The sequence below is a fragment of the Streptococcus parasanguinis genome (genome assembly GCF_901875555.1).
Taxonomy (GTDB): domain Bacteria; phylum Bacillota; class Bacilli; order Lactobacillales; family Streptococcaceae; genus Streptococcus; species Streptococcus parasanguinis_H.
This window is the reverse complement of the sequence record NZ_CABFMD010000034.1, coordinates 25,321-45,852: the sequence shown is the minus strand read 5'-3', so window position 1 is coordinate 45,852 and position 20,532 is coordinate 25,321. Positions and strand designations below refer to the sequence as shown.

The 20,532-nt window shown below is 44.8% G+C and carries 17 protein-coding genes and 1 riboswitch; of the genes, 3 read left to right on the top strand and 14 right to left on the bottom strand.

Going from position 1 to position 20,532, the window contains the following annotated elements:
* Positions 1 to 158 precede the first annotated feature (158 nt).
* The 8 genes from JX304_RS08700 to JX304_RS08665 form a co-directional block, all read right to left on the bottom strand.
* Entirely contained in the window at positions 159 to 776 is a 618-nt protein-coding gene (locus JX304_RS08700; protein ID WP_205012126.1) for an SGNH/GDSL hydrolase family protein, read from the bottom strand.
* Positions 777 to 1,625 (bottom strand): Cof-type HAD-IIB family hydrolase, encoded by an 849-nt coding sequence (locus tag JX304_RS08695; RefSeq protein ID WP_205012125.1) that lies wholly within the window; start codon positions 1,623 to 1,625, stop codon positions 777 to 779. It abuts the gene before it with no gap.
* 136 nt (positions 1,626 to 1,761) lie between these two features.
* Positions 1,762 to 2,340 (bottom strand): HD domain-containing protein, encoded by a 579-nt coding sequence (locus tag JX304_RS08690; RefSeq protein ID WP_205012219.1) that lies wholly within the window; start codon positions 2,338 to 2,340, stop codon positions 1,762 to 1,764.
* Between the two features lie 334 nt (positions 2,341 to 2,674).
* Positions 2,675 to 3,391: a DUF554 domain-containing protein gene (locus JX304_RS08685; protein ID WP_205012123.1), complete on the bottom strand. Its 717-nt coding sequence runs from the start codon at positions 3,389 to 3,391 to the stop codon at positions 2,675 to 2,677.
* A 23-nt stretch (positions 3,392 to 3,414) separates the two neighbouring features.
* The gene (locus JX304_RS08680; protein ID WP_205012121.1) at positions 3,415 to 5,079 is read right to left on the bottom strand and encodes a MutS-related protein; all 1,665 of its coding nucleotides are present in this window, start codon (positions 5,077 to 5,079) and stop codon (positions 3,415 to 3,417) included.
* A gap of 3 nt (positions 5,080 to 5,082) precedes the next feature.
* Entirely contained in the window at positions 5,083 to 6,426 is a 1,344-nt protein-coding gene (locus JX304_RS08675) for a CapA family protein (protein ID WP_205012119.1), read from the bottom strand.
* A 515-nt stretch (positions 6,427 to 6,941) separates the two neighbouring features.
* A complete protein-coding gene (gene msrB / locus JX304_RS08670; RefSeq protein ID WP_205012117.1) occupies positions 6,942 to 7,877 on the bottom strand; it encodes a peptide-methionine (R)-S-oxide reductase MsrB in 936 nt (311 codons plus the stop codon).
* A gap of 122 nt (positions 7,878 to 7,999) precedes the next feature.
* Positions 8,000 to 8,935, bottom strand: coding sequence for a dihydroorotate oxidase (locus JX304_RS08665; protein ID WP_205012115.1), 936 nt, complete (start codon positions 8,933 to 8,935; stop codon positions 8,000 to 8,002).
* A gap of 306 nt (positions 8,936 to 9,241) precedes the next feature.
* Here JX304_RS08665 and gdhA point away from each other — a divergent pair, with 306 nt between their 5' ends.
* Together gdhA and JX304_RS08655 are read left to right on the top strand one after the other, a co-directional pair.
* Positions 9,242 to 10,588 carry an NADP-specific glutamate dehydrogenase gene (gene gdhA, locus JX304_RS08660; RefSeq protein ID WP_187538757.1) on the top strand — a complete coding sequence of 449 codons (1,347 nt, stop codon included), beginning with the start codon at positions 9,242 to 9,244 and terminating at the stop codon, positions 10,586 to 10,588.
* 266 nt (positions 10,589 to 10,854) lie between these two features.
* The gene (locus tag JX304_RS08655; protein WP_205012112.1) at positions 10,855 to 11,172 is read left to right on the top strand and encodes a hypothetical protein; all 318 of its coding nucleotides are present in this window, start codon (positions 10,855 to 10,857) and stop codon (positions 11,170 to 11,172) included.
* Between the two features lie 69 nt (positions 11,173 to 11,241).
* Here JX304_RS08655 and JX304_RS08650 read toward each other — a convergent pair whose 3' ends face one another.
* Complete coding sequence (locus tag JX304_RS08650) at positions 11,242 to 12,090, bottom strand: mechanosensitive ion channel family protein (protein ID WP_205012111.1); 849 nt, start codon at positions 12,088 to 12,090, stop codon at positions 11,242 to 11,244.
* 138 nt (positions 12,091 to 12,228) lie between these two features.
* Here JX304_RS08650 and sstT point away from each other — a divergent pair, with 138 nt between their 5' ends.
* Positions 12,229 to 13,446, top strand: coding sequence for a serine/threonine transporter SstT (gene sstT, locus JX304_RS08645; protein ID WP_187538751.1), 1,218 nt, complete (start codon positions 12,229 to 12,231; stop codon positions 13,444 to 13,446).
* Between the two features lie 42 nt (positions 13,447 to 13,488).
* Here the strand turns inward: sstT and JX304_RS08640 are convergent, their stop codons facing one another.
* From JX304_RS08640 to JX304_RS08620, 5 genes are all read right to left on the bottom strand, one after another.
* Positions 13,489 to 14,820 (bottom strand): alanine/glycine:cation symporter family protein, encoded by a 1,332-nt coding sequence (locus tag JX304_RS08640; protein ID WP_205012109.1) that lies wholly within the window; start codon positions 14,818 to 14,820, stop codon positions 13,489 to 13,491.
* 98 nt (positions 14,821 to 14,918) lie between these two features.
* Positions 14,919 to 15,013: riboswitch (glycine riboswitch) on the bottom strand.
* A 130-nt stretch (positions 15,014 to 15,143) separates the two neighbouring features.
* Positions 15,144 to 16,562: a C69 family dipeptidase gene (locus JX304_RS08635; RefSeq protein ID WP_205012107.1), complete on the bottom strand. Its 1,419-nt coding sequence runs from the start codon at positions 16,560 to 16,562 to the stop codon at positions 15,144 to 15,146.
* A 598-nt stretch (positions 16,563 to 17,160) separates the two neighbouring features.
* Positions 17,161 to 19,500 (bottom strand): endonuclease MutS2, encoded by a 2,340-nt coding sequence (locus tag JX304_RS08630; RefSeq protein WP_205012106.1) that lies wholly within the window; start codon positions 19,498 to 19,500, stop codon positions 17,161 to 17,163.
* Positions 19,501 to 19,574: 74 nt separating this feature from the next.
* Positions 19,575 to 20,129, bottom strand: a complete 555-nt coding sequence (locus JX304_RS08625) for a CvpA family protein (RefSeq protein ID WP_205012104.1) — start codon at positions 20,127 to 20,129, stop codon at positions 19,575 to 19,577.
* A 10-nt stretch (positions 20,130 to 20,139) separates the two neighbouring features.
* Positions 20,140 to 20,430, bottom strand: coding sequence for a hypothetical protein (locus JX304_RS08620; RefSeq protein WP_200772738.1), 291 nt, complete (start codon positions 20,428 to 20,430; stop codon positions 20,140 to 20,142).
* Between the last annotated feature and the right edge of the window lie 102 nt (positions 20,431 to 20,532).

Sequence of the window (20,532 nt, the reverse complement as noted above, 5' to 3'; positions counted from 1 at the left end):
AAGTTATTTCTTTCATAACAGAAAAAGCGAGCTTTGTCATGAAGCTCGCTTTTTTGTATGCATAAAAAATTGGGTTAACTCTAATTATAGACAAGGCAAAAACCATGTAAACCATGGCTTTTACTGTTAACGCTAGTTGCCCGTTACAGAGCCTATCTCTATACTATCTCCTGCAGAGCTTGAGCTAGGATGCGGTAACCGGCCACACTTAAGTGGAGGCCATCTGTCGTATAGGCTTCTGCTAACTGCCCCACTTCATCCAATAAAGACGAATACACATCGACATAGCTGACCTGGTGGTAGGCTTGGGCCAATTCTCTGTAGGCCTGATTGAGGGCCTGAATTTTTTCATTGGACCGGATAGAGACTTTCTGCTTGTAGCGCTCTTCTTGACTGACTGGTAGAACCGAGATCAGGTTGATTTTCGTCAATGGAAAATCCCGCATGATCGCTTGTAAGACCGCTTCTACATTGTCCAAGGTTTCCTTTTGAGGGATTTCTTTTCCAATATCATTGGTCCCAATCAAGAGAAAGATCTGCTCCAACTCCGTTCCAAAGACATGGGCGTCTAGATGCGTTCGAAGGAGTTCTGTCCGATAGCCACGCACCCCACGATTGACCATGTATTTCGGACTTTGGAGTAGTTCATGGATAGGGAAATACTCTACAATAGAGTCTCCGAGGAAAATCAAGCCTGGCTCCTTCAAAGGAGCTTGATTGAGCTTTCGGTAAGTCATTAAAATATTCTCTTGCTCTTTTGAGAGTTGTGGAAGCATCTAGTTCTTTCCTTTCACTTGTTCCCAGGGCGTCAATCCCAGATACTCTTCAATCACCTGGTAGACACCGCCTTCTTGATGGCTCGGTGCTAGGTGTTTGGCAACAGCCTTGACAGCTTCTTCTGCATTGGCCACAGCATAGGAGTGACCCACCATTTCAAGCATTTCGATGTCGTTTCCGCTATCCCCAAAGGCCATAACTTGACTAGCATCAAGCTGCCATTTCTCCATTAATTGAGCCAGTCCCCAGGCCTTGTGAATGCCTGCTTGTAAGAGATCCATGCTCCCAAAACCGCTCGAAACCGCCATGAGCTGATCTCCAAAAGCCTGCTGGACTTCCTGACTCACATGATCAATACGATCCAAGCCAACCACCAAGCTCATTTTAAGCACCTGGTCAAACAAATCGGCTGTCAATTCCGGAACAAACTTCATTCGCTTGTACAAGGCTTCAATCACTTCCGGCTGCATGAATTTTTCGACTTCTGTAAAGACCGTTCCTTCCTTGGCAAAGCCCCCATTAACAGCTGATACGACCAACTGATCTGAAATTTCCCGGCCCTTAAAATAAGCAAGAACCGCCTCCACCAATTCTCGATCCCAGAATTTTCCTAAAACCATCTGGTCATTCTCAAAAATCCGAGCTCCGTTGGCAACGACCAAGGTCACCCGCTTGACCAAGGGGCCTAAAAGCTGGCGCATGCGATGGATTTCATTTCCCGTCGCAATGACAAAGCGAATCCCTTTTTGATCCAAGCGGTCCAAAAGCCTTTCCAGACGCGGAAGGTCCACCTCTCCTCGTTCATCTAATAAGGTTCCATCCATATCTGTTGCAATCAACTTAATCATACAATCTAACCTTTTCCCTTTCATAGGGTGCAAACTATCTGTTCCCATTATACCACAGATCAAGCAAGTCAAAACCACCCGTGAAAACAGGTGGTTTACTTTTAGTCTAAAAGTTGCTACTAAAGACTAAGGGATATCATGAATATAATCCCTTTTCTACACTTTCCTGAACCAACTCTTCCGTCAGTTTCCACAACTCTTTGGACTCACTTTTTATAAATTTTTTCTTTTCTAATACCATCTCTGAACGAATGTGATCGGGATTATAATTTACTTCTGATACTTCCAAGTGATTGATCAGTGGTACCAATGCATCAATCACTCTTGCATATCTTGCCTCAGGACTCTGACCTTTTTCAAATTCCAACCAAGAATTTTTTATTTGTAAATATTTTTCTTCTGGAAGGATACTCATTGTTTTTTCTATAGATTCTAGCTCTCTATCATGAGCATGAAGCTTTTTTTCATCATCAAACACCCAAGTATCTCCAGCATAAATCTCACCTAAATCATGAATCAGTAACATAGAAATCACTTTTTCCATATTCAATTTTTCAGGATAATAATCTTGAAGAACCATCGCAGCTATGGCACCCTGCCAGGAATGCTCGGCACTATTTTCAAACCGTCCATCAAGGGTTCTATTAAACCTTGTTACCGACTTTAATTTCTCGATTTCTTTAATAAATTCAACTGTCTGATTCAAATCACTCATGGCAACTCCAACCTCCCTATTCGAAATTACGACTATCATACCAAAAATCAGGGTTTCCATAAATGAATTCCCATATTTGCAAAAAGAAAACTCCCTCCTTTTTCGGAGCATCTTCATTTTTCTAACAAGACTACAAGGGCAAGTAAAAAAGAGAGTGGGACAGAAATCGGTCATTCGTTAGAATTCGATTTCGTCGTCCCACCTCCGCACAGTTGAGTAGGGCTGTAAAAGCTGATGAAATCAGCGCAGTAGAGCCCACTCAACCACTGCGTCTTGCTCGACAATTCAAAGACAATTGAGAGGCTAGGACTTTTGTCCCAGCCTCTTCTATTTTTCACCCAACAAAAGCCCAAATAATGGCAATCAGCACTGCTGGCAGGAGATTGGCGACCTTGATTCGTTTACCCCAGATGAGATTGATCCCGACACAGAGAATGAGGCTGGAGCCGACTAGTGATAGATTCGATAGGGCTTGTGGAGTCATGATCGGTGCGATCAAATGGGCTAACAGCGTAATCGCACCCTGAAAGATCACTAGTGGGACCACCGCAAAGATGGCACCCTTTCCTTTCGAAACAGTCAAGACCAGAACAATGACCATATCCAGAATAGCCTTGGCCAACAAGGTCGAAGTGTCACCTGTCAAGCCATCCTGGACAGCTCCGACTACCGCCATAGCCCCGATACAGATGGTCAGGGCCGTGGTCATAAAGGCATCGACAAAACTGGTATCCCCTTGATTGCCCGTCTTTTCCTTCAGCCAGGTTCCCAGGCGCTCAAAGCCTTCCTCAATCTTCAAGAGTTCCCCGATAACGGTCCCGATTACTAGACTCAGAATCAACATCATACTGCCGTGACTCTCCACATGACTTCCATGCACCACCAGCATCTTTTCCAAGGTCCCTGCAATACCCAAGACAAAAACAGCAACTCCTGTCACTTTCAGAAGGGTCTCATGAAAATCTTCTGATAAACGTTGACCAATGAGCAATCCTAAAAGCCCACCAAATACAACCCCTAAGGCATTATAGAAGGTCCCTAAACCAAGCATTCACAAACTCCTTCGTTCATTTTTCATTCTTTTTCAATTTCTTTCAAAGACCAGTGACCCGTCTCTTCATACTGGTCAATCAAGTCCTTGGCTGTTTGCGTAATCTCCTCTGGATAATGCAAGCTTTCTAGAGTATTGACCGCATTCTTGGTTACGGCCGATCCTGGCTTGATCTGGTAGTCAAAGACGATCTTGCCATCCACATAGCGACTGTCAAAATGGTAATTATCATTGACCTCACCAGAGGCTGCGACCAGCTCAATATCATGACTGGAGATCATGTAGAGACAATTTTGGGCAGCCAACCAGCGGACAATTCCAAGGCCTGATCCGATCCGCTCGATGGTATTGGTCCCCTTAAAGAGCTCGTCAATAAAGAAATAGTGAAAACCAGGCTCGTTCAAATGCTGAATCATACGCAAAATAGCTTTACTTTCGGTGATGAAGTAGCTATCTCCAACTTCAATATCGTCGCTCACATCCATAGCCGTTAGGACATGACCGTAAGGCAGAACCAAGCTTTCTCCATAGGCAAAGCCCAGCCCTTGAGCCAGAATGGCATTGATGGCGACGGTTTTCAAATAAGTCGATTTCCCGGACGCATTGTCCCCACTGATGACCATATTTTTTTGGAAATGCACATCATTGGCAATCGGATTAGAAAGTAAGGGGTGATAAAGTGTCTCGCCCTCAATCCCACCCGTCTCCGTAAAGACGGGCTGACAGACTACTTCTAGGTCCCGTTTGTGGCGCAAGAGACTAATAGCAACTTCCATCTCTCCAAGCAGGTCCAGAAGTTTTTGGGCCTCTTTTTGATGAGCCTTCACCTGATTGTAAATATAAACCTGAGCGATCTGCGGGAGTAAAAAGAGGACGTTGAGGTAGAGGAGAATAATTTCCATCTCAGAGGTCCCCGTTGGACTCTGCAAGACACTGGCAAGGATCCGCGTTTTCTTAAAGGATTTGACTACCTGCTTGAGTTCTTCTTGTTGTGGCAAGGTTAGATGGCTCAAGCGTTCTGCCGAAGCAAAGATGCGGACCAGATAGCTAACATTGTCCAGACGGATTTTATTGGACCAATTGCGCAAACTTGAAAAGACGATATTAAAGACCACACTGATCACCAAGAGGGTGATCGCCCCAACTGGCTCAAAGGGGATGGCAAAGAGACAGAGGATTGGAAGACAGGCCAGAGCTATATAAAGAGGCAAACCTGCATAATGCTTGCCAGGATTTGCGACAATGCTTCGTGCCATGTTGTGATTTTTCTTGCCCAGTTGGTTGAAAATGACCTGGACCTTGAGCCGCACGTCAGGATGTTCTTCAAAGAAGGTTTCTAAGTCATGAAGCTGGTCCTGGGGCTGGAATTCCAGCAGGCGCATCTTTTGATAGAGGGCTTCTGCCCCAAGGCTCGATTGGGTGTAATTGAGCTGATCAAAGACAGCATCCAAAGCCAAATCATGCCAGGTCTGATCATCCACTTGGCTATCGATCGTCCTTCCCTTAGCTGGATAAGCCAGACTGTCGGTCAAACTTTCTTCCGTGTCTTTCTTACGAAAGAAAGGCGCTCCATCCCAAGCTTTTTTCAGCTTTTGCTTGAGGCGGATAGCCGTTAGAAATTTGGTTGCCCAAATCACCACCATCAATCCTAGGATCCCAAGCGGGATCCAGTTCACATTTCCTTCCATACTTTATTCCTTTCCACTCTGAGGCCAGTCCAAGTGAACGTGTTCCTTCATTTCTCGGTAAGCTATATCCACTCTCTCCTTGGTCTCTTCATCTAGCTTATCGCGGTATTTGCCACCTTTGATAAAATCTTCCAAAATATAGGTCTGGTACTTGTACAAGTCATAGCCTTCAGGAGAATAGGTCCCCTTTGGAGTTCGACTAACCCAGGTTGGATGAGCAGTAGCCGTCTTAATTCGTGTCTTGCGTCCAACCTTTTCGATGGTCACATCCATCAAGACCCCTCGCTCTGTCCACTGGGCAGTCTCCACGTCCCCCATGGTTTCCAGACGCTGATTGGAGAGAAAATTCCCCATCGAGTAAATGATCAGCTTGTTTTGGCCATCTTTATTGACCACTTCAGCAGGCTCTACAACATGAGGATGCCCGCCAAAGATAATATCAGCTCCCCATGAAATCATCTTATGGTAGAGCTCTTTTTGCTCTTCTGTCGGCTCCAACTGGTACTCAACTCCCATCTGGGGCATAACAATAGTGATATCAGCCTCTTGCTCCGCCTTTTGGATCTCCGCCTTCATCCGTTCTTCATCCAGGTCAGACAAGACATTTGCTTGCTCCTCTGGAGTGAGCGTCGTTTCCATCCCATTAAAGCCGTAAGCATAGGCTAGAATAGCAATCTTGATGCCATTGACTTCCTTGATCACCAAGGGGGCTTGCCCTCTCTTTTCATGCGTGTAGACACCGACAGGTGTGATGCCTGCATCTTCAAAGGCCTTGGCTGTTGAATAGACCCCATCTAGGCCTGAATCCAAGATATGATTGTGCCCCAAATCCATGACATCATAGCCCGCATCCTTGATGGCTGGCACAACTTCACTTGGTGCATTAAAAAGGGGATAACCTGCTAAATAATAGTTGGGATCGATCGTTCCTTCAAAATCGCCCAAGGCCAGATCCGCCTTTTGTAGCCAAGGTTTAACATACTCATAATTTTCATGAAAATCATAGCTTCCATCTTCTTTTTGTGCACTCATATAGACCAGATCATGGTAGAGTTGGTCTCCATTCGCCATGATCCGAGCTGTATGAGGAATCTGATCAGCCGGTGTTGTTGCCTTGTACACAACTTCCGGTCGTTTCGTCGCAGTGATCGGAAAGCCTTGGAACTTTTGTACCCAAAGGACGGCGTTTGCAGCCATAAAAACGACGGTCAAGAGTACATAGACAAACTGTTCATTGGTCAGCTGGATCCTTGAAAAGAGACGATCAAAAACCCAATCAAAGGCAGCCGATAGCTCTTTCCCTATTCTTTTGATGGTTTGCTTCACTTTCTCCCACTTCTCTAGCATGCCTACCTCTTCTTCGCATTTGGTTTTTCCAATGATCCGCTAACAGATTAAGCTGTCATTGAACTACTTTCTCTTCATTGTATCACAATTTTTAAGAAGAGAAAAAAGAGAGTGGGACAGAAATCGGTCATTCGTTAGTATTCGATTTCGTCGTCCCACCTCCGCACAGTTGAGTAGGGCTGTAAAAGCTGATGAAATCAGCGTAGTAGAGCCCACTCAACCACTGCGTCTTGCTCGACAATCCAACATCAAAAAGAGGCTAGGACTTTTGTCCCAGCCTCTTAAATCATTGGATGGTAAAACAATAGCTTCGTCACACCAAAAAACATCATAATTCTCTATACTGATGCAAGTATCTACTGAAACTTTCCGCTGTGAGAAAAGTGCCTGAAACAATACAGTTTCAGGCACTCGGAATTATTGAGACCTTAGGCTCAATAATTAGTCATGGAACTTCTTCGAAGTTCGTTGACGTCCGTACTCACCTAAGGAAAGTTTCTAAGATGCTTTTTCTCTTATTTCAAAGCTTTTAACAAATAACCATAACCTTCTTGTTCCATCTCTTCTTTTGGAATAAAGCGCAGAGAGGCCGAATTGATACAATAGCGAAGACCACCCTGGTCTTTTGGACCATCGGTAAAGACATGGCCGAGATGGGCATTGCCGGAACGGGAACGAACTTCGATCCGCTCCATCCCGTGGCTATGGTCCTGGTAATAGTGGACGACGTCTTTGGCAATGGGACGGGAGAAACTTGGCCATCCACAGCCAGACGCAAACTTATCCTTGGCAAAAAAGAGAGGTTCCCCCGTCGTAATATCCACATAGATCCCCTCTTCAAAGGTCTGATCATAGACATTGTGGAAAGGACGTTCCGTCGCGCTTTCTTGAGTGACTTGGTACTGCTCTGCTGTCAGTTTCGCCTTTAGGATTTCTTGATCTGGCTTCTGATAAGCTGCTGGATCAATCAAGGGCTGCTCAGCATCTGTCACATCGATATGGCAATAACCCCCTGGATTCTTCTTGAGGTAGTCTTGGTGGTAGTCCTCAGCTAGGATGTAGTGGCGCAAGGGTTCCAACTCAACCGCGATTTTGCGGCCCAGTTGCTTCTCTTCTTCCGCAAACACTTGGGTGATCACTTCACGATCTGCCTCGTCTGTATAATAGATACCCGTCCGATATTGGCGGCCTCGATCATTTCCCTGTTTGTTAACGGACAAGGGATCAATCACACGGAAATAGTAGAGCAGAATCGCACGGAGAGTGATCTTGTCTGGATCGTAGACGACCTGAACGGTCTCTGCATGATCCGTTTCCTTAATCAGTTGGTAATTGGTCGTTTCTACCTGGCCATTGGCATAGCCCACTGTCGTTTGTTCTACACCAGGGATCCGTGAAAAATACTCCTCCAAGCCCCAAAAACAGCCACCTGCTAGATAAATTTCTGCCATCTTTTTTCCTCGCTTCCTGCATTCCCTACAAGGAACGCTTGACATTTATTAGCTCCATCATAATCCAAGAGCCTCAGATTTTCAAGGATTCTGCCTGCCCCCTCCATGAAAACAGCTAAGATTTAGTCAATGTAGTGCAATTTCCCACGGAAATCTTCCAAGCTTTGGTAGCCTTTTTCTTCCATGATAGCTTTGAGCTCAGCAGTGATGCGTTCAAAAGCTCCCACTCCTTCTTTATGAAGCGTGGTTCCGATTTGCACCATACTAGCCCCACATAGAATATGTTCAAAGGCATCACGACCGGTCAAGACACCACCAGTCCCTATAATTTGAATTTCTGGTTTTAAGCGTTGGTAGAAGGCATGGACGTTAGCAAGGGCAGTTGGTTTGACATACTCTCCACCAATTCCTCCAAAACCATTTTTTGGTCGAATCACAACGGTTTCATCCTCAATGTAGAGACCATTCCCTACGGAATTGACACAGTTGACAAACTTGAGCGGGTATTTGTTAAAAATCGCTGAAGCTTGATCGAAATGAACGATATCAAAATAAGGGGATAATTTGATACCAAGCGGTTTGGTGAAATAGTCAAAGACTTCTGACAAGATGCGAGCGGTCGTATCAAAGTCATAAGCAATCTGAGGTTTTCCAGGGACATTAGGGCAAGAAAGGTTCAGTTCTGTCAAGCCTTTAAAGTCGCTGTCTTGCACCTTTTTCAAGATGGTATGGGTCTCTTCAGGAGACATGCCGACAAGAGATAAGAAGAAAGTCCGGTCTGGGTCGGTTTCTTGCAACTCTAATAGGTAATCCAAATAATAATCTAAGCCTTGGTTAGGAAGACCCATGGAATTGATCGAGCCAAGCGGCACATCATGGTAGCGTGGTTCGGGGTTTCCAGCACGGAATTCCAAGGTCGCTGTCTTGGTCACAAAGGTCCCAGCAGCCGAATTCTTCACTTCCTCCAACTCTTCCTTGGTCATACAGGCCACTCCTGCCGCATTCATCAGGCAGTTGTCAAATTCAAAACCAGCAATTTGTGTCTTTGTCGATACCATCTTGTACTCCTTTATGCTCCCCCAAAACAGAGATGTTTGGGAGGTTGATTTTCTTTCTTTCATTATACCATTCCTCGGGAAAGTCTGGAAAATCAAAGCCAACATTTCTGTTAAACATTCGGACTTTCCAGCACTTCTAAAGAAGCTAACAAAATTTTCAGAAAATTCAACTTTTTTCTTTACAAGCTGAAAAAAGTCTGTTATAATGATCCACGTAATAAAACATGACATTGTTTGTCAACTGTCTCAAAGCCACTCCCTTCAAGAGGTTGCTGGTTTTCGTTTCATTCACAAAGGAGAATTAACATGACAACTGCTAAAGAATATATCCAAAGCACTTTTGAAACTGTAAAAGCTCGTAACGGCCATGAAGCTGAATTCCTTCAAGCTGTTGAAGAATTTCTTGGTACCTTGGAACCTGTATTTGAAAAACATCCTGAATACATCGAAGAAAATATCTTGGCTCGTATCACTGAGCCCGAACGCGTGATTTCTTTCCGTGTTCCTTGGGTAGACCGTGAAGGAAAGATCCAAGTTAACCGTGGATACCGTGTTCAATTCAACTCTGCTGTAGGTCCATATAAAGGTGGTCTTCGTTTCCACCCAACTGTTAACCAAGGGATCTTGAAATTCCTCGGTTTCGAACAAATCTTCAAAAACGTCTTGACTGGCCTTCCTATCGGTGGTGGTAAAGGTGGATCTGACTTCGATCCTAAAGGAAAAACAGACGCTGAAGTGATGCGTTTCTGCCAAAGCTTCATGACTGAATTGCAAAAACACATCGGACCTTCTCTTGATGTCCCAGCTGGTGATATCGGTGTGGGTGGACGTGAAATTGGTTACCTTTATGGTCAATACAAACGCCTTCGCCAATTCGATGCTGGTGTCTTGACTGGTAAACCTCTTGGTTTCGGTGGTAGCTTGATCCGTCCAGAAGCAACTGGTTATGGTTTGGTCTACTACACAGAAGAAATGCTCAAAGCAAATGGCGACAGCTTTGCTGGTAAGAAAGTCGTTGTCTCTGGTTCTGGTAACGTTGCTCAATATGCAGTTCAAAAAGCAACTGAGCTTGGTGCAACTGTTATCTCAGTATCTGACTCAAACGGTTATGTAATCGACGAAAACGGAATCGACTTCGATCTTTTGACAGATGTGAAGAACAACCGTCGTGCTCGTTTGACTGAGTACGCAGCTGAAAAAGCAACAGCTACTTACCATGAAGGTTCTGTATGGACTTACGCTGGTAACTACGATATTGCCCTTCCATGTGCGACTCAAAACGAAATTGATGGCGATGCTGCAAAACGTTTGGTCGCTCAAGGCGTGAAAGTTGTCTCTGAAGGGGCAAATATGCCAAGTAACTTGGAAGCCATCCATGTTTACAAAGAAAATGGTGTTCTTTACGGACCTGCCAAAGCTGCCAATGCCGGTGGTGTTGCCGTATCTGCTCTTGAAATGAGCCAAAATAGTCAACGCCTTTCATGGACACGTGAAGAAGTGGACGGCCGTTTGAAAGACATCATGACCAACATCTTCAACACAGCAAAAACAACTGCAGAAGCATACGGACTTGGCAAAGATTACTTGGCCGGTGCCAATATCGCTGCCTTTGAAAATGTCGCAGATGCGATGATTGCCCAAGGTCTTGTATAATTATTAGATAATTTCTTTCCGGCCTTCGGGTCAAAAGCTTCCTAACTCCTGAAATCTTGCCTTTCAGGAGTTTTTTTGTAGCTACTGATTTCTGTTAGGGCAATCGGTCCCAAGCGAGGAAAGCCATTGTTAAAGAAGGAAATCTTGACCATCATTCGTGATAAGATTTGAGCCCTGAATTTTTTTTAAAAAATTTTATTTTTTTACTTTACCCCCTTGCATTTTGAATAGATTAGTATTAAACTATAGCACAAGGAGGTGCGCTTATGTTTCTAATCTCTCAAAACGAATATTATTCCATTGAACATACCAAATCGGAACTGATCAAATTGCTGTCTCAAATGCGGCAAGAAATCGCAGCGAGTCGCCAATCTCAAACAAGCATGGCTTGTAGCCATATTGAATATTGTTTAGAGCATTTACGCAATGCCAGAAGCACTATCGCTGTCAGCCTCCCGGTCAAATCACTTGACCTTGAGATCACCTCCATGCTTGTAAAGCACATCCTGGTCCTACCACCAGAAGCGCGCAAAAGCTGGGATCAAGTCAAAACATTGACCCATCAGTATGGTTATTTTAAATAGAAAAACTAGCAAAAAAAGGGAATGCGACAAAACGAATCTTCTACAACATTCGTTCTGTCACACTCCCTTTTAGTTTAGGCCATTTTTACCAGTTGGCAAATTGATGCCTGCTTCCATAAGAGCATCGTGATAGAGTTTATAATAAGTGTGGTAGACAGTGGTTTGGGTACCATTTTGAGCGGTCATGGCAATGCGGAAAGAATAACGACCATTTTTTTCGATCTGCGGTCCAATAATAGTCGGACCTATCAATACTTCTGGATGGTTTTCTTGCTCTGCTTGATTGACCTGAGTGATGACTTGGTAAATCTTGTCAAGATCTGTATTGGCATCCAGTGGAATATCGACCAGCACTCGCATATCCCCGCGCGAAAGATTGCTGACGACGGTAATATTCCGATTCGGAACAAAGTGGAGTGTCCCATCAAAATCACGAACCTGGGTCGTCCGAATCCCAACACTGCTGACAATCCCAGCAATTTTGATAGAACCGTTGGTCAGGCGAACATTATCTCCTACATCTAGCTGCCTTTCCAAAAGGATGAAAAATCCATTGACCAAATCTGAAAGAAAACCCTGGGCTCCCATCCCAATAGCAACCCCAGCGATCCCCGCACCGGCAAGCAAACTCGAGACTGGAAGACCTAAAATCGACAAAATCCAGTAGATCAAGATGAAATACAGACAGTAGTTTAACAGGCTCTCCACCAACCGTAGAATGGTTTTTTGGCGTGCTTCATCCTGCCCAGCATATCTAAAGGAAGGAGCTAAAATCCTCTTGACCAGGCTGTGAATCACCTTTTTGGCGATATAAAATAAAAAAAGGAGAAAAAGGAGTGAAATGCACTTAGAAATCACCTCATCAGCGATTCTTGTCCAGTCGATGTTTTGAAAATACCGTTGAAATACTTGACTCATGAATACCGTTCTCTTTCTATTTCTGAATACTTTGATTATACCAAATATTCGGATTTTAAGCCATTTTTTCTAAAACACATTGCTTTTACACCCTTTCTAATGTATAATATTTCTTAATATTTGCATAGGAGGTCCTTTATGATTCATCATTTACTAGCTACTTGGAATAAAACCAACCTCATGAAGCGGATTGCGATTGGGATCGTCGTCGGGGTTATTCTGGCACTGGTTTTCCCTCAAGCATCTGGAATTGGTATTTTAGGAGAGTTCTTTGTTGGAGGTCTTCGTGCGATTGCTCCCCTCTTGGTCTTTGCTCTTGTTGCAAACTCCCTCTCCCAACACCAAAAAGGAACCCAGACCAATATGAAGAAGGTCATCATTCTCTATCTCTTGGGAACCTTTGCCGCAGCCTTTGTCGCCGTTATGGTGAATTACCTCTTCCCAGTGACAATTGATCTGAATACAAAAGCCGCGAAAGGGACTGGACCAAATGGAATTGGCGAAGTGATCAGTAACCTCTTACTTAAAGTGGTCGACAACCCTGTTAACGCCCTGCAACAGGCCAATTACATTGGGATCCTTTCTTGGGCGACTGTCTTTGGGATTGCCATGAGAGAGGCGAGCGACCATAGTAAGGAACTCCTTCAAACACTAGCGGATATCACTTCTAAGATCGTAGAATGGATTATTAATCTGGCACCTTTTGGAATTTTAGGCTTGGTCTACACGACCATCTCAGGAAAAGGCCTCAGCGCCCTCAGTAACTACGGTCTCCTTCTCGTCATTTTGATTGGGACCATGGCTTTTGTAGCCCTTGTTGTCAACCCATTGATCGTCTTTGTGATGATTCGCAAGAATCCTTACCCACTTGTCTTTAAATGCCTCCGTGTCAGCGGAGTAACGGCCTTCTTCACCCGAAGCTCTGCCGCTAACATCCCTGTGAATATGCGTCTTTGTGAAGAATTGGGGCTCAATCCAGACACCTACTCTGTCTCTATTCCGCTTGGTTCAACTGTGAATATGGCTGGAGCCGCTGTCACCATCAATATCTTAACACTTGCTGCAGCGGATACCTTACACATTCATGTTGACTTTGCAACTGCACTTGTCCTTAGTGTCGTAGCTGCGATCTCAGCTTGTGGAGCATCTGGAGTGGCTGGTGGATCTCTCCTTCTCATCCCCGTTGCATGTAGCCTTTTTGGAATTACCAATGATTTGGCCATGCAAGTCGTCAGCGTCGGATTTGTCATCGGTGTCCTCCAAGACTCCTGTGAAACAGCCCTCAATTCATCGACCGACGTACTCTTCACCGCCATTGCCGAAATGAGCAGTTGGCCCAAGGAAAAAAGATATTAAACCAATAGACAAGAAAACCCAGACCTCGCGATCTGGGTTTTCTCATTTCTTAAAGTAACGTTTGCTTTCTTTGATGATAATCGGTGAGAGAGCAAGTAAGGCGATCAGATTTGGCAGAGCCATCAGTCCATTTACGATATCGGCGATGACCCAGACAAGATCCAACTTAAGAAAACCTCCAAGTCCTACCATCAATACAAAGAAGATCCGATAGAGATTGATATGTCTGACGCCAAAGAGGAATTCGAAACACCGTTCTCCGTAATAAGACCAGCCAAGGATGGTGGTCGTGGCAAAAAGCACTAGACAAAGGGTCAAGATAATCCCTCCTATCGGTCCAAAAACACCTGTAAAGGTATCATGCGTCAGCGTATTGGAATTGCCACTTGCCATCCATTCACCGGATACCAAGATCGAAAGTCCTGTCAAACTACAAATAATAATCGTATCAATAAAGGTCCCTGTCATTGAGATTAATCCCTGCTCGACCGGTTCATTGGTCTTCGCTGCAGCTGCAGCAATCGGAGCAGATCCAAGACCTGATTCATTAGAGAAGACCCCACGCGCCACCCCTTTTTGGATGGCCATCTTGACCGTAGCACCAGCAAATCCTCCCATGGCCGCTGTCCCTGTAAAGGCTCCTGAAAAGACAGCTTTTAAAGCAGGAAGCAATTGATCCCCATGAAGGGAAATAATGATCACGGTGACCAGAATATAGGCTGCAGCCATAAAGGGAACCACTTTTTCTGAGACTTTTGAAATCCAGTGAATCCCACCAAAAATGATGGCAGAAACAATCAAAGCAATCACAACACTAGCAACTTCAGGGGCGGTACCAAAACTGGCTTTTAAAGAAGCTGTAATGGAATTGACCTGGGTCATAGTCCCAATCCCAAAGAGGGCTACGAGAACACCTGCTACGGCAAAGAAACTTGCAAGCGGGCGCCATTTTTCACCCATTCCATTCAAGATGTAATACATAGGACCACCTGAAATATAGCCCTTATCATCCTTGGTCCGATATTTAATGGCTAAGAGACCTTCTGCATACTTAGTGGCCATCCCAAAGAAAGCAGCCATCCACATCCAAAAGAGGGCACCTGGTCCACCCGTCTGGATAGCGGTCGCGACCCCGACGATATTTCCTGTCCCGACAGTTGCTGCTAGAGCGGTCGCAAGAGCTCCAAAGCTTGAAATATCCCCATGCCCTTTATCTTCCGTAAAGATTAACCGGAAAGCCTTGGGCAAATAGCGAATCTGAAGCAGGCTCAAACGGAGAGTCAGGTAAATCCCCGTCCCCACCAGAAGCACCAAAAGCGGAGCTCCCCATACCAGATTGTCTAGATTTTGAAAAAACTGCAATGCATGATCCATTTTCTATCTCCTTTTTCATCGACCGATCGACTGAAAAGTGAAAAAGAAAGAGCACATGTCAAACATGTACTCTGGTTTGCTAAAATAGGGGCCCTCCCCATTTTCGCTCTGTCCTTTTACCTGAGAGTTTGAGTAGCTGTTCCATCTACCTTGCCCCTTCGGTGCCATGACTGGTCTCTCCAGAGTTCCGTCCATTCACAGTTATAGATATTCCTGCAAACTTCATTCGGTCGTATTGAATTGTCCTTATTTTATGTCTTTTTCATGAAAATGTCAACTATTTTCCGAAAATAAATGACTTTTTCATGAAAAAGATTCGTTTTTTAATCACTCAAGGAGAAGTGATTGGTCATGAGGTTGCTAGCATCGAGCAAAATCTTGTCCAAGAGTTGATCTGTCGCTTCCTGGATTTGATCACTCATAGCTTGGTTTTCCGCTTCAAAATCAACGGTTTCACCTGCTGCAAGGGCACGATCGACTTTATTGATGCGTGCATGTCCCCAAGCCATTGTCGATTCTTGGTAGTCATCTAGATCCCCAACATGATGAGCATAGTGAGGGTCAGCTAGTCCTGCAATCAATCGGTTGGCCCAATAGAAGGAATCCGTTGTCACCTTAGCCGTAGTATTGGCAAAGTAGTCCGGTGTTGTATCCACTTGGGTAAAGAAAGGAACGGCTGTATTGTATGGCATGGAGCCATAAGAAATCCATTGAATCCCTGTCGTTTCTTGTGGTTTATTGGGACGCAATTGCAGAATCGCTGTCTGGCTGGTCCGGTTGATCCCGATCGTTCGGAAGGTCCGCTGACTCACCTGATCTCCTTCCGGTCCATAAGGATCGTAGAGGGTATCTTGGTAGTGATTACTCAAGACATATTTGACATCTTCAATCGTCACCTTGCGATAGGGCTTTTGACACCAAGGAATCTCAAAGCTCCGTGGATCCTGCTCAATTTCAGGATTAAGGAAACGCTGAATGGCCCAAGCCCGCGGTGTATTGTAGTGACGGTCCTTGTCTTTTTGGCTACCAAAGGCATAGCGTGGATTAAACCCTTTTCCTTCTTGATCCAGAATCAAATGGTGCTCTGAGACAAAATGTTCAAGATCCGGGTCACAAAGGAATTGGTCTGGATTTCCAAATTCAAAATAATCACTTCCCAGTTGGTTTGGGTTGGTCACATAGGCATCATCTGGGACACGGCGCGCCATCCAGTGGTGACCTCCGATGGTTTCCAACCACCAGATTTCATGGACATCTGAAATCGCAATCCCATTAGATTCATAAGTTCCATACTCTTCCAAGAGCTTTCCAAGACGCAAAACCCCTTCGCGGGCGGTCTTGACATAAGGCAAGACCAAGGTCAGCATATCTTCTTCACCGATCCCACTCGCTACAAGAGGATCTGCTCCTAGCACACGGCTATTGGTCGTAATGGTCTCGGTCTCACTCATGGCTACATTATAGACATTGATCCCAGCTTCTCCCCAGATCCCGTCTTTGGGAATAGCATCTGGAACAGCTGTATAGCGAACCGGATTGTCTGGCAAGTCGATTTCAAAAGTGGATAAAACCGATTTATAATGGCCGGGTTGATCTTCTGGTTTCACCACAATATATTTCTTGGGCGTAAAGACACCATTTTGAGAATCCTCTGTCCGTGCTACAATGGTTGAACCATCATAGCTCGCATGTTTTCCGACTAAAATTGTTGTACATGAATCTGCACTTTCACGTTTCCGCATACCTATCCTCCAAAATTATTCATTGCCTCTATTATAGCACTTTTAAAAAACAGGACCTACTGAAAATCAGATTGAGAGTGGGACAGAAATCGGTCATTCGTTAGAATTCGATTTCGTCGTCCCACCTCCGCACAGTTGAGTAGGGCTGTAAAAGCTGATGAAATCAGCGTAGTAGAGCCCACTCAACCACTGCGTCTTGCTCGACAATTCAAAGACAATTGAGAGGCTAGGACTTGTGTCCCAACCTCAATGTTTTTTAATCAGTTTCATTTTTCGAAGGATTAAAAGACCTAGCTGATAAACAGCTAGGATTTAGAATGTAGATAAAATTTTTTACTTAAAACAACTTAAGTGATATAGAATAATTAAAACTGATACATACTAATAGGCTCATTCAAACATACACTGAAACTTTCCGCCGTGAGAAAAGTGTCTGAAACACAATTGTTTCAGACACTCGGAAGTTTTGAGACCTTAGGCTCAAAACTAAGTCATGGAACTTCTTCGAAGTTCGCTGACGTCCGTACTCACCTAAGGAAAGTTTCTAAGATAACTTTTTCTTTAATCTGAATCTAGCTGATAAACAGCTAGGATTCGATTATCCTTTAAACGTGACAATGGTTGCGCCGCTTCCACCTGCATTTTGTGGGGCATATTCAAAACTCTTGACATGTTTGTTGCGGCGGAGGTACTTGGTTACCCCTTCACGGATGACACCCGTCCCGATCCCATGAATGATATCGACTTGGACCATGTTGTTGAGCAGGGCCTGATCAATAAAGCCATCTAGCTCTTGCATAGCCTCTTCATAGCGTTTCCCACGAAGGTCCAGACGCGCTCTGGGGCCACTGGTGTTCGAGCGTTTGACGACATTGACCTGGCGTTTCTTAGGTTGAGCCGCTTCTTTTTCAACCTTGATAAGGTTGAATTCTTTTTCTTCCAAGGTCATCTTGATCAATCCGACTTGGGCCTCCCAGCGGCCATCTTTGAGCTGCTTGACCAGGCTTCCGCGTTGGCCATAGCTGATAACCAGGATCTCATCTCCCACCTTAGGAGCACGCGCCTTCTTGGCTTTTTTCAAGACCTTATTTTTAGACAGGTCTACAGTCTCAGGAGCTAGTTTTTTCAACTGAGCCTTGGCTTCAATGATCTCATGCGGTTTCAACTGAGATTTAGCGTGAAGGCCTTGAAGAATCCGATCACTCTCTGAAAGGGCCATGTCCACAATTTCCTTGGCCTCTTCTCTCGCCTTGTTAAGCTCTGTTTCTCTCTCCCGAGTCAATTCGTTATAGAGTTTTCGAAGAGCACGATTGAATTTGAGATTTTCTTGCTCCACTTCTTGGATGGTATCCAAGCGCTTGCGACTCTCTAAAGTCTGTGCCTCTAATTTTTCAATAATCTGATTGACATCATTGTCCGTATTGGTCATGTTCATAGCATCCTGGATAATGGTCTCAGACAAGCCCAATCGGCGAGCGATCTCAAAGGCATTGGAACGACCAGGGACTCCTTGCATGAAGCGATAGGTTGGGCGCAGACTCGCTGTATCAAACTCCATGCTGGCATTTTGCACTCCGACAGTCTCAATTCCGTAGGCCTTGAGCTCTGGATAGTGGGTCGTCGCCATGGTCTTAATCCCACGTAAGCGCAGGTCTTCTAAGATGGCGATGGCAAGACCAGCCCCCTCTTGGGGATCCGTTCCAGCACCCAACTCATCCAGAAGGATCAAGGAGGCTGTATCCACTTGATTTAAAATAGACACAATATTGGTCATATGACTGGAGAAGGTCGACAAGCTCTGCTCGATCGATTGTTCATCTCCAATATCCGCAAAGACCTGTGAGAAAATTCCCACGCGACTGCCTGGATCCGCTAGGATGGGAAGACCGGACTGGGCCATAATTTGCGCCAATCCCAGCGTTTTTAGCATGATGGTTTTACCACCTGTATTGGGACCAGTAATCACGATTTCAGTCAAGTCCTCGGTAAAATGCAGGTCATTTGCGACAGCATTTTCAATCAAGGGATGACGTAGTTGCAAGAGCTGAATAGAGCGATTACTGGTCACTTCTGGAACCACTGCCTTGAAATCGCGCATAAACCGATACTTGGCCTTGATCAAGTCCAAGTGGCCGATAATCCAGGCATTATTGGCAATCTCTGCTGCATGAGGACGCAGGGTATCGGATAATTCTTCCAAAATCTGAATGATTTCATAGCGCTCATCTGCGCGATGGTTGGCAATTTCTTCGTTCAGATTGACCACTGCACGTGGCTCTATATAAACGGTATTCCCACTGGCAGAGATATCATGAACCACCCCTGCAATCCGGTTGCGATAGGTATTTTTGACCGGTAGGACATTGCGTCCATTTCGGCTAGCAACTACCGTATCTACCAGCATGTCGGACTTGCTTTTCAGTAGCTCCTGGAGAATCTCTCTGACCTGGTGCTCATTTTCCTGGATGCGGCGACGGATTTTAGCCAATTTTTCACTGGCAAAAGACTCGACAAAGCCTCCTTCGTTGATAGCTTGTAGCCCTCCTTGTAGGCGTGGCAGATCCACCAAGTTGTCAAAGAGACGATCGAGCCTCTCCAGACGGATATTTTCCAAGTTATCGTAGAAATCCTTGAGTTCATGTGTGACTCGAAGGACAGCTTTTAGCGAAAGCAATTCATCGATATTGAGAGCCGCCTCCATCTCTAAGCGCTTGGTCACAGCGCGAACATCTTGGATGGTCGAGACGGCAAAGCGAGGCTCTTCCATAAGGATTTGCTCCATATCTTCTAGCTCCTTAAAAGCCGTTTCGATACTTTCTGGTTTGTCAGTTGGAGCTAGAGCAGCTAGCTCCATCTCCCCTTGTTCTGTCTGTAGATAGGGTTCAAAGAGTTGCTTGACCTTGTCAAACTCCAGAATATCTAAGATTTTCTTGTTCATGTTTCTCCTACAAAAAAAGTGAGCGTCCTTCCTAGAGTCGGACTTGTCTCACTCCTTTCTTTCTGTCATCGTCCTTAAGCCCCGATAATCGCCGTCACCCACAAATTGTGGAAAATGCTTGAACTGATCGGAGTATGAAGGATAATCAAGCGGACCAATCCACTTGCATTTAGTCTGTTTTGAATGGTCGGCATCGGAATGGTTGAGAGCACCGTCAAGCCCATCTGGATGACCAAGAGAGTGATCACAACTGCAATCACACCAGCACCAATTTGATACTTGCGATCCTCAAGCTTTTCCGGTTGGGGGATCAGATGCATAAAGATCCCAATCACGCGGCCAATGAGATAGACCAGCGCAAAAATCAAGCCATAAGCTAAGCCCGCATAAAAGATGTCATCTAATCGGAACAAATACGAATTGGAATAAAAATAATTGACCGATTGCTGGGTGGGACTTGAAAAAGGAACCCACAGCGACAAAACCTTAGCCAGTCCCTTGTAGCTACCTGCTGCAATCAGCATGGCTACCAAGGTCACTAGAAAATAATAAGACTGAAAGATGATGCCCCTTGCATACCCAATATAAAAGCTCCATGCCAAAATCAATAAGATTAAGAAAGTTAACATGTATCTCCTCTTATTTAGATGATTTATCCTTTAAGTCGTCTAAAGCTTTGCGACGAAAATCATCTAATTCTTTTTCTTTGTCGTCAAACTCAATCTCGCGATTCAGCTGCATGGACAAACTGTTTACTGCCAATAAGATGGCGATGGTTTCATCATCAGCCTCTGGCATTTGTTCTTTAATTGCTTGGTATTTTTCTCTTGCTACACGTTCGACTTCTTCCATAAACAAATTATCATGGTTGGTTGTTAAAGTGAGCACTTTGTTTCCAAATGTAAATTTATATCTATTTAAGCTCGCCATAAAAATCACCTCACGGTATTATACCAAAAAAGGCTAGCTTTGTCAGTAGCAAAGGCCCTCTTCACAAGGATTTTCCTTACGATTTCTTCTTTATTTTGCTCC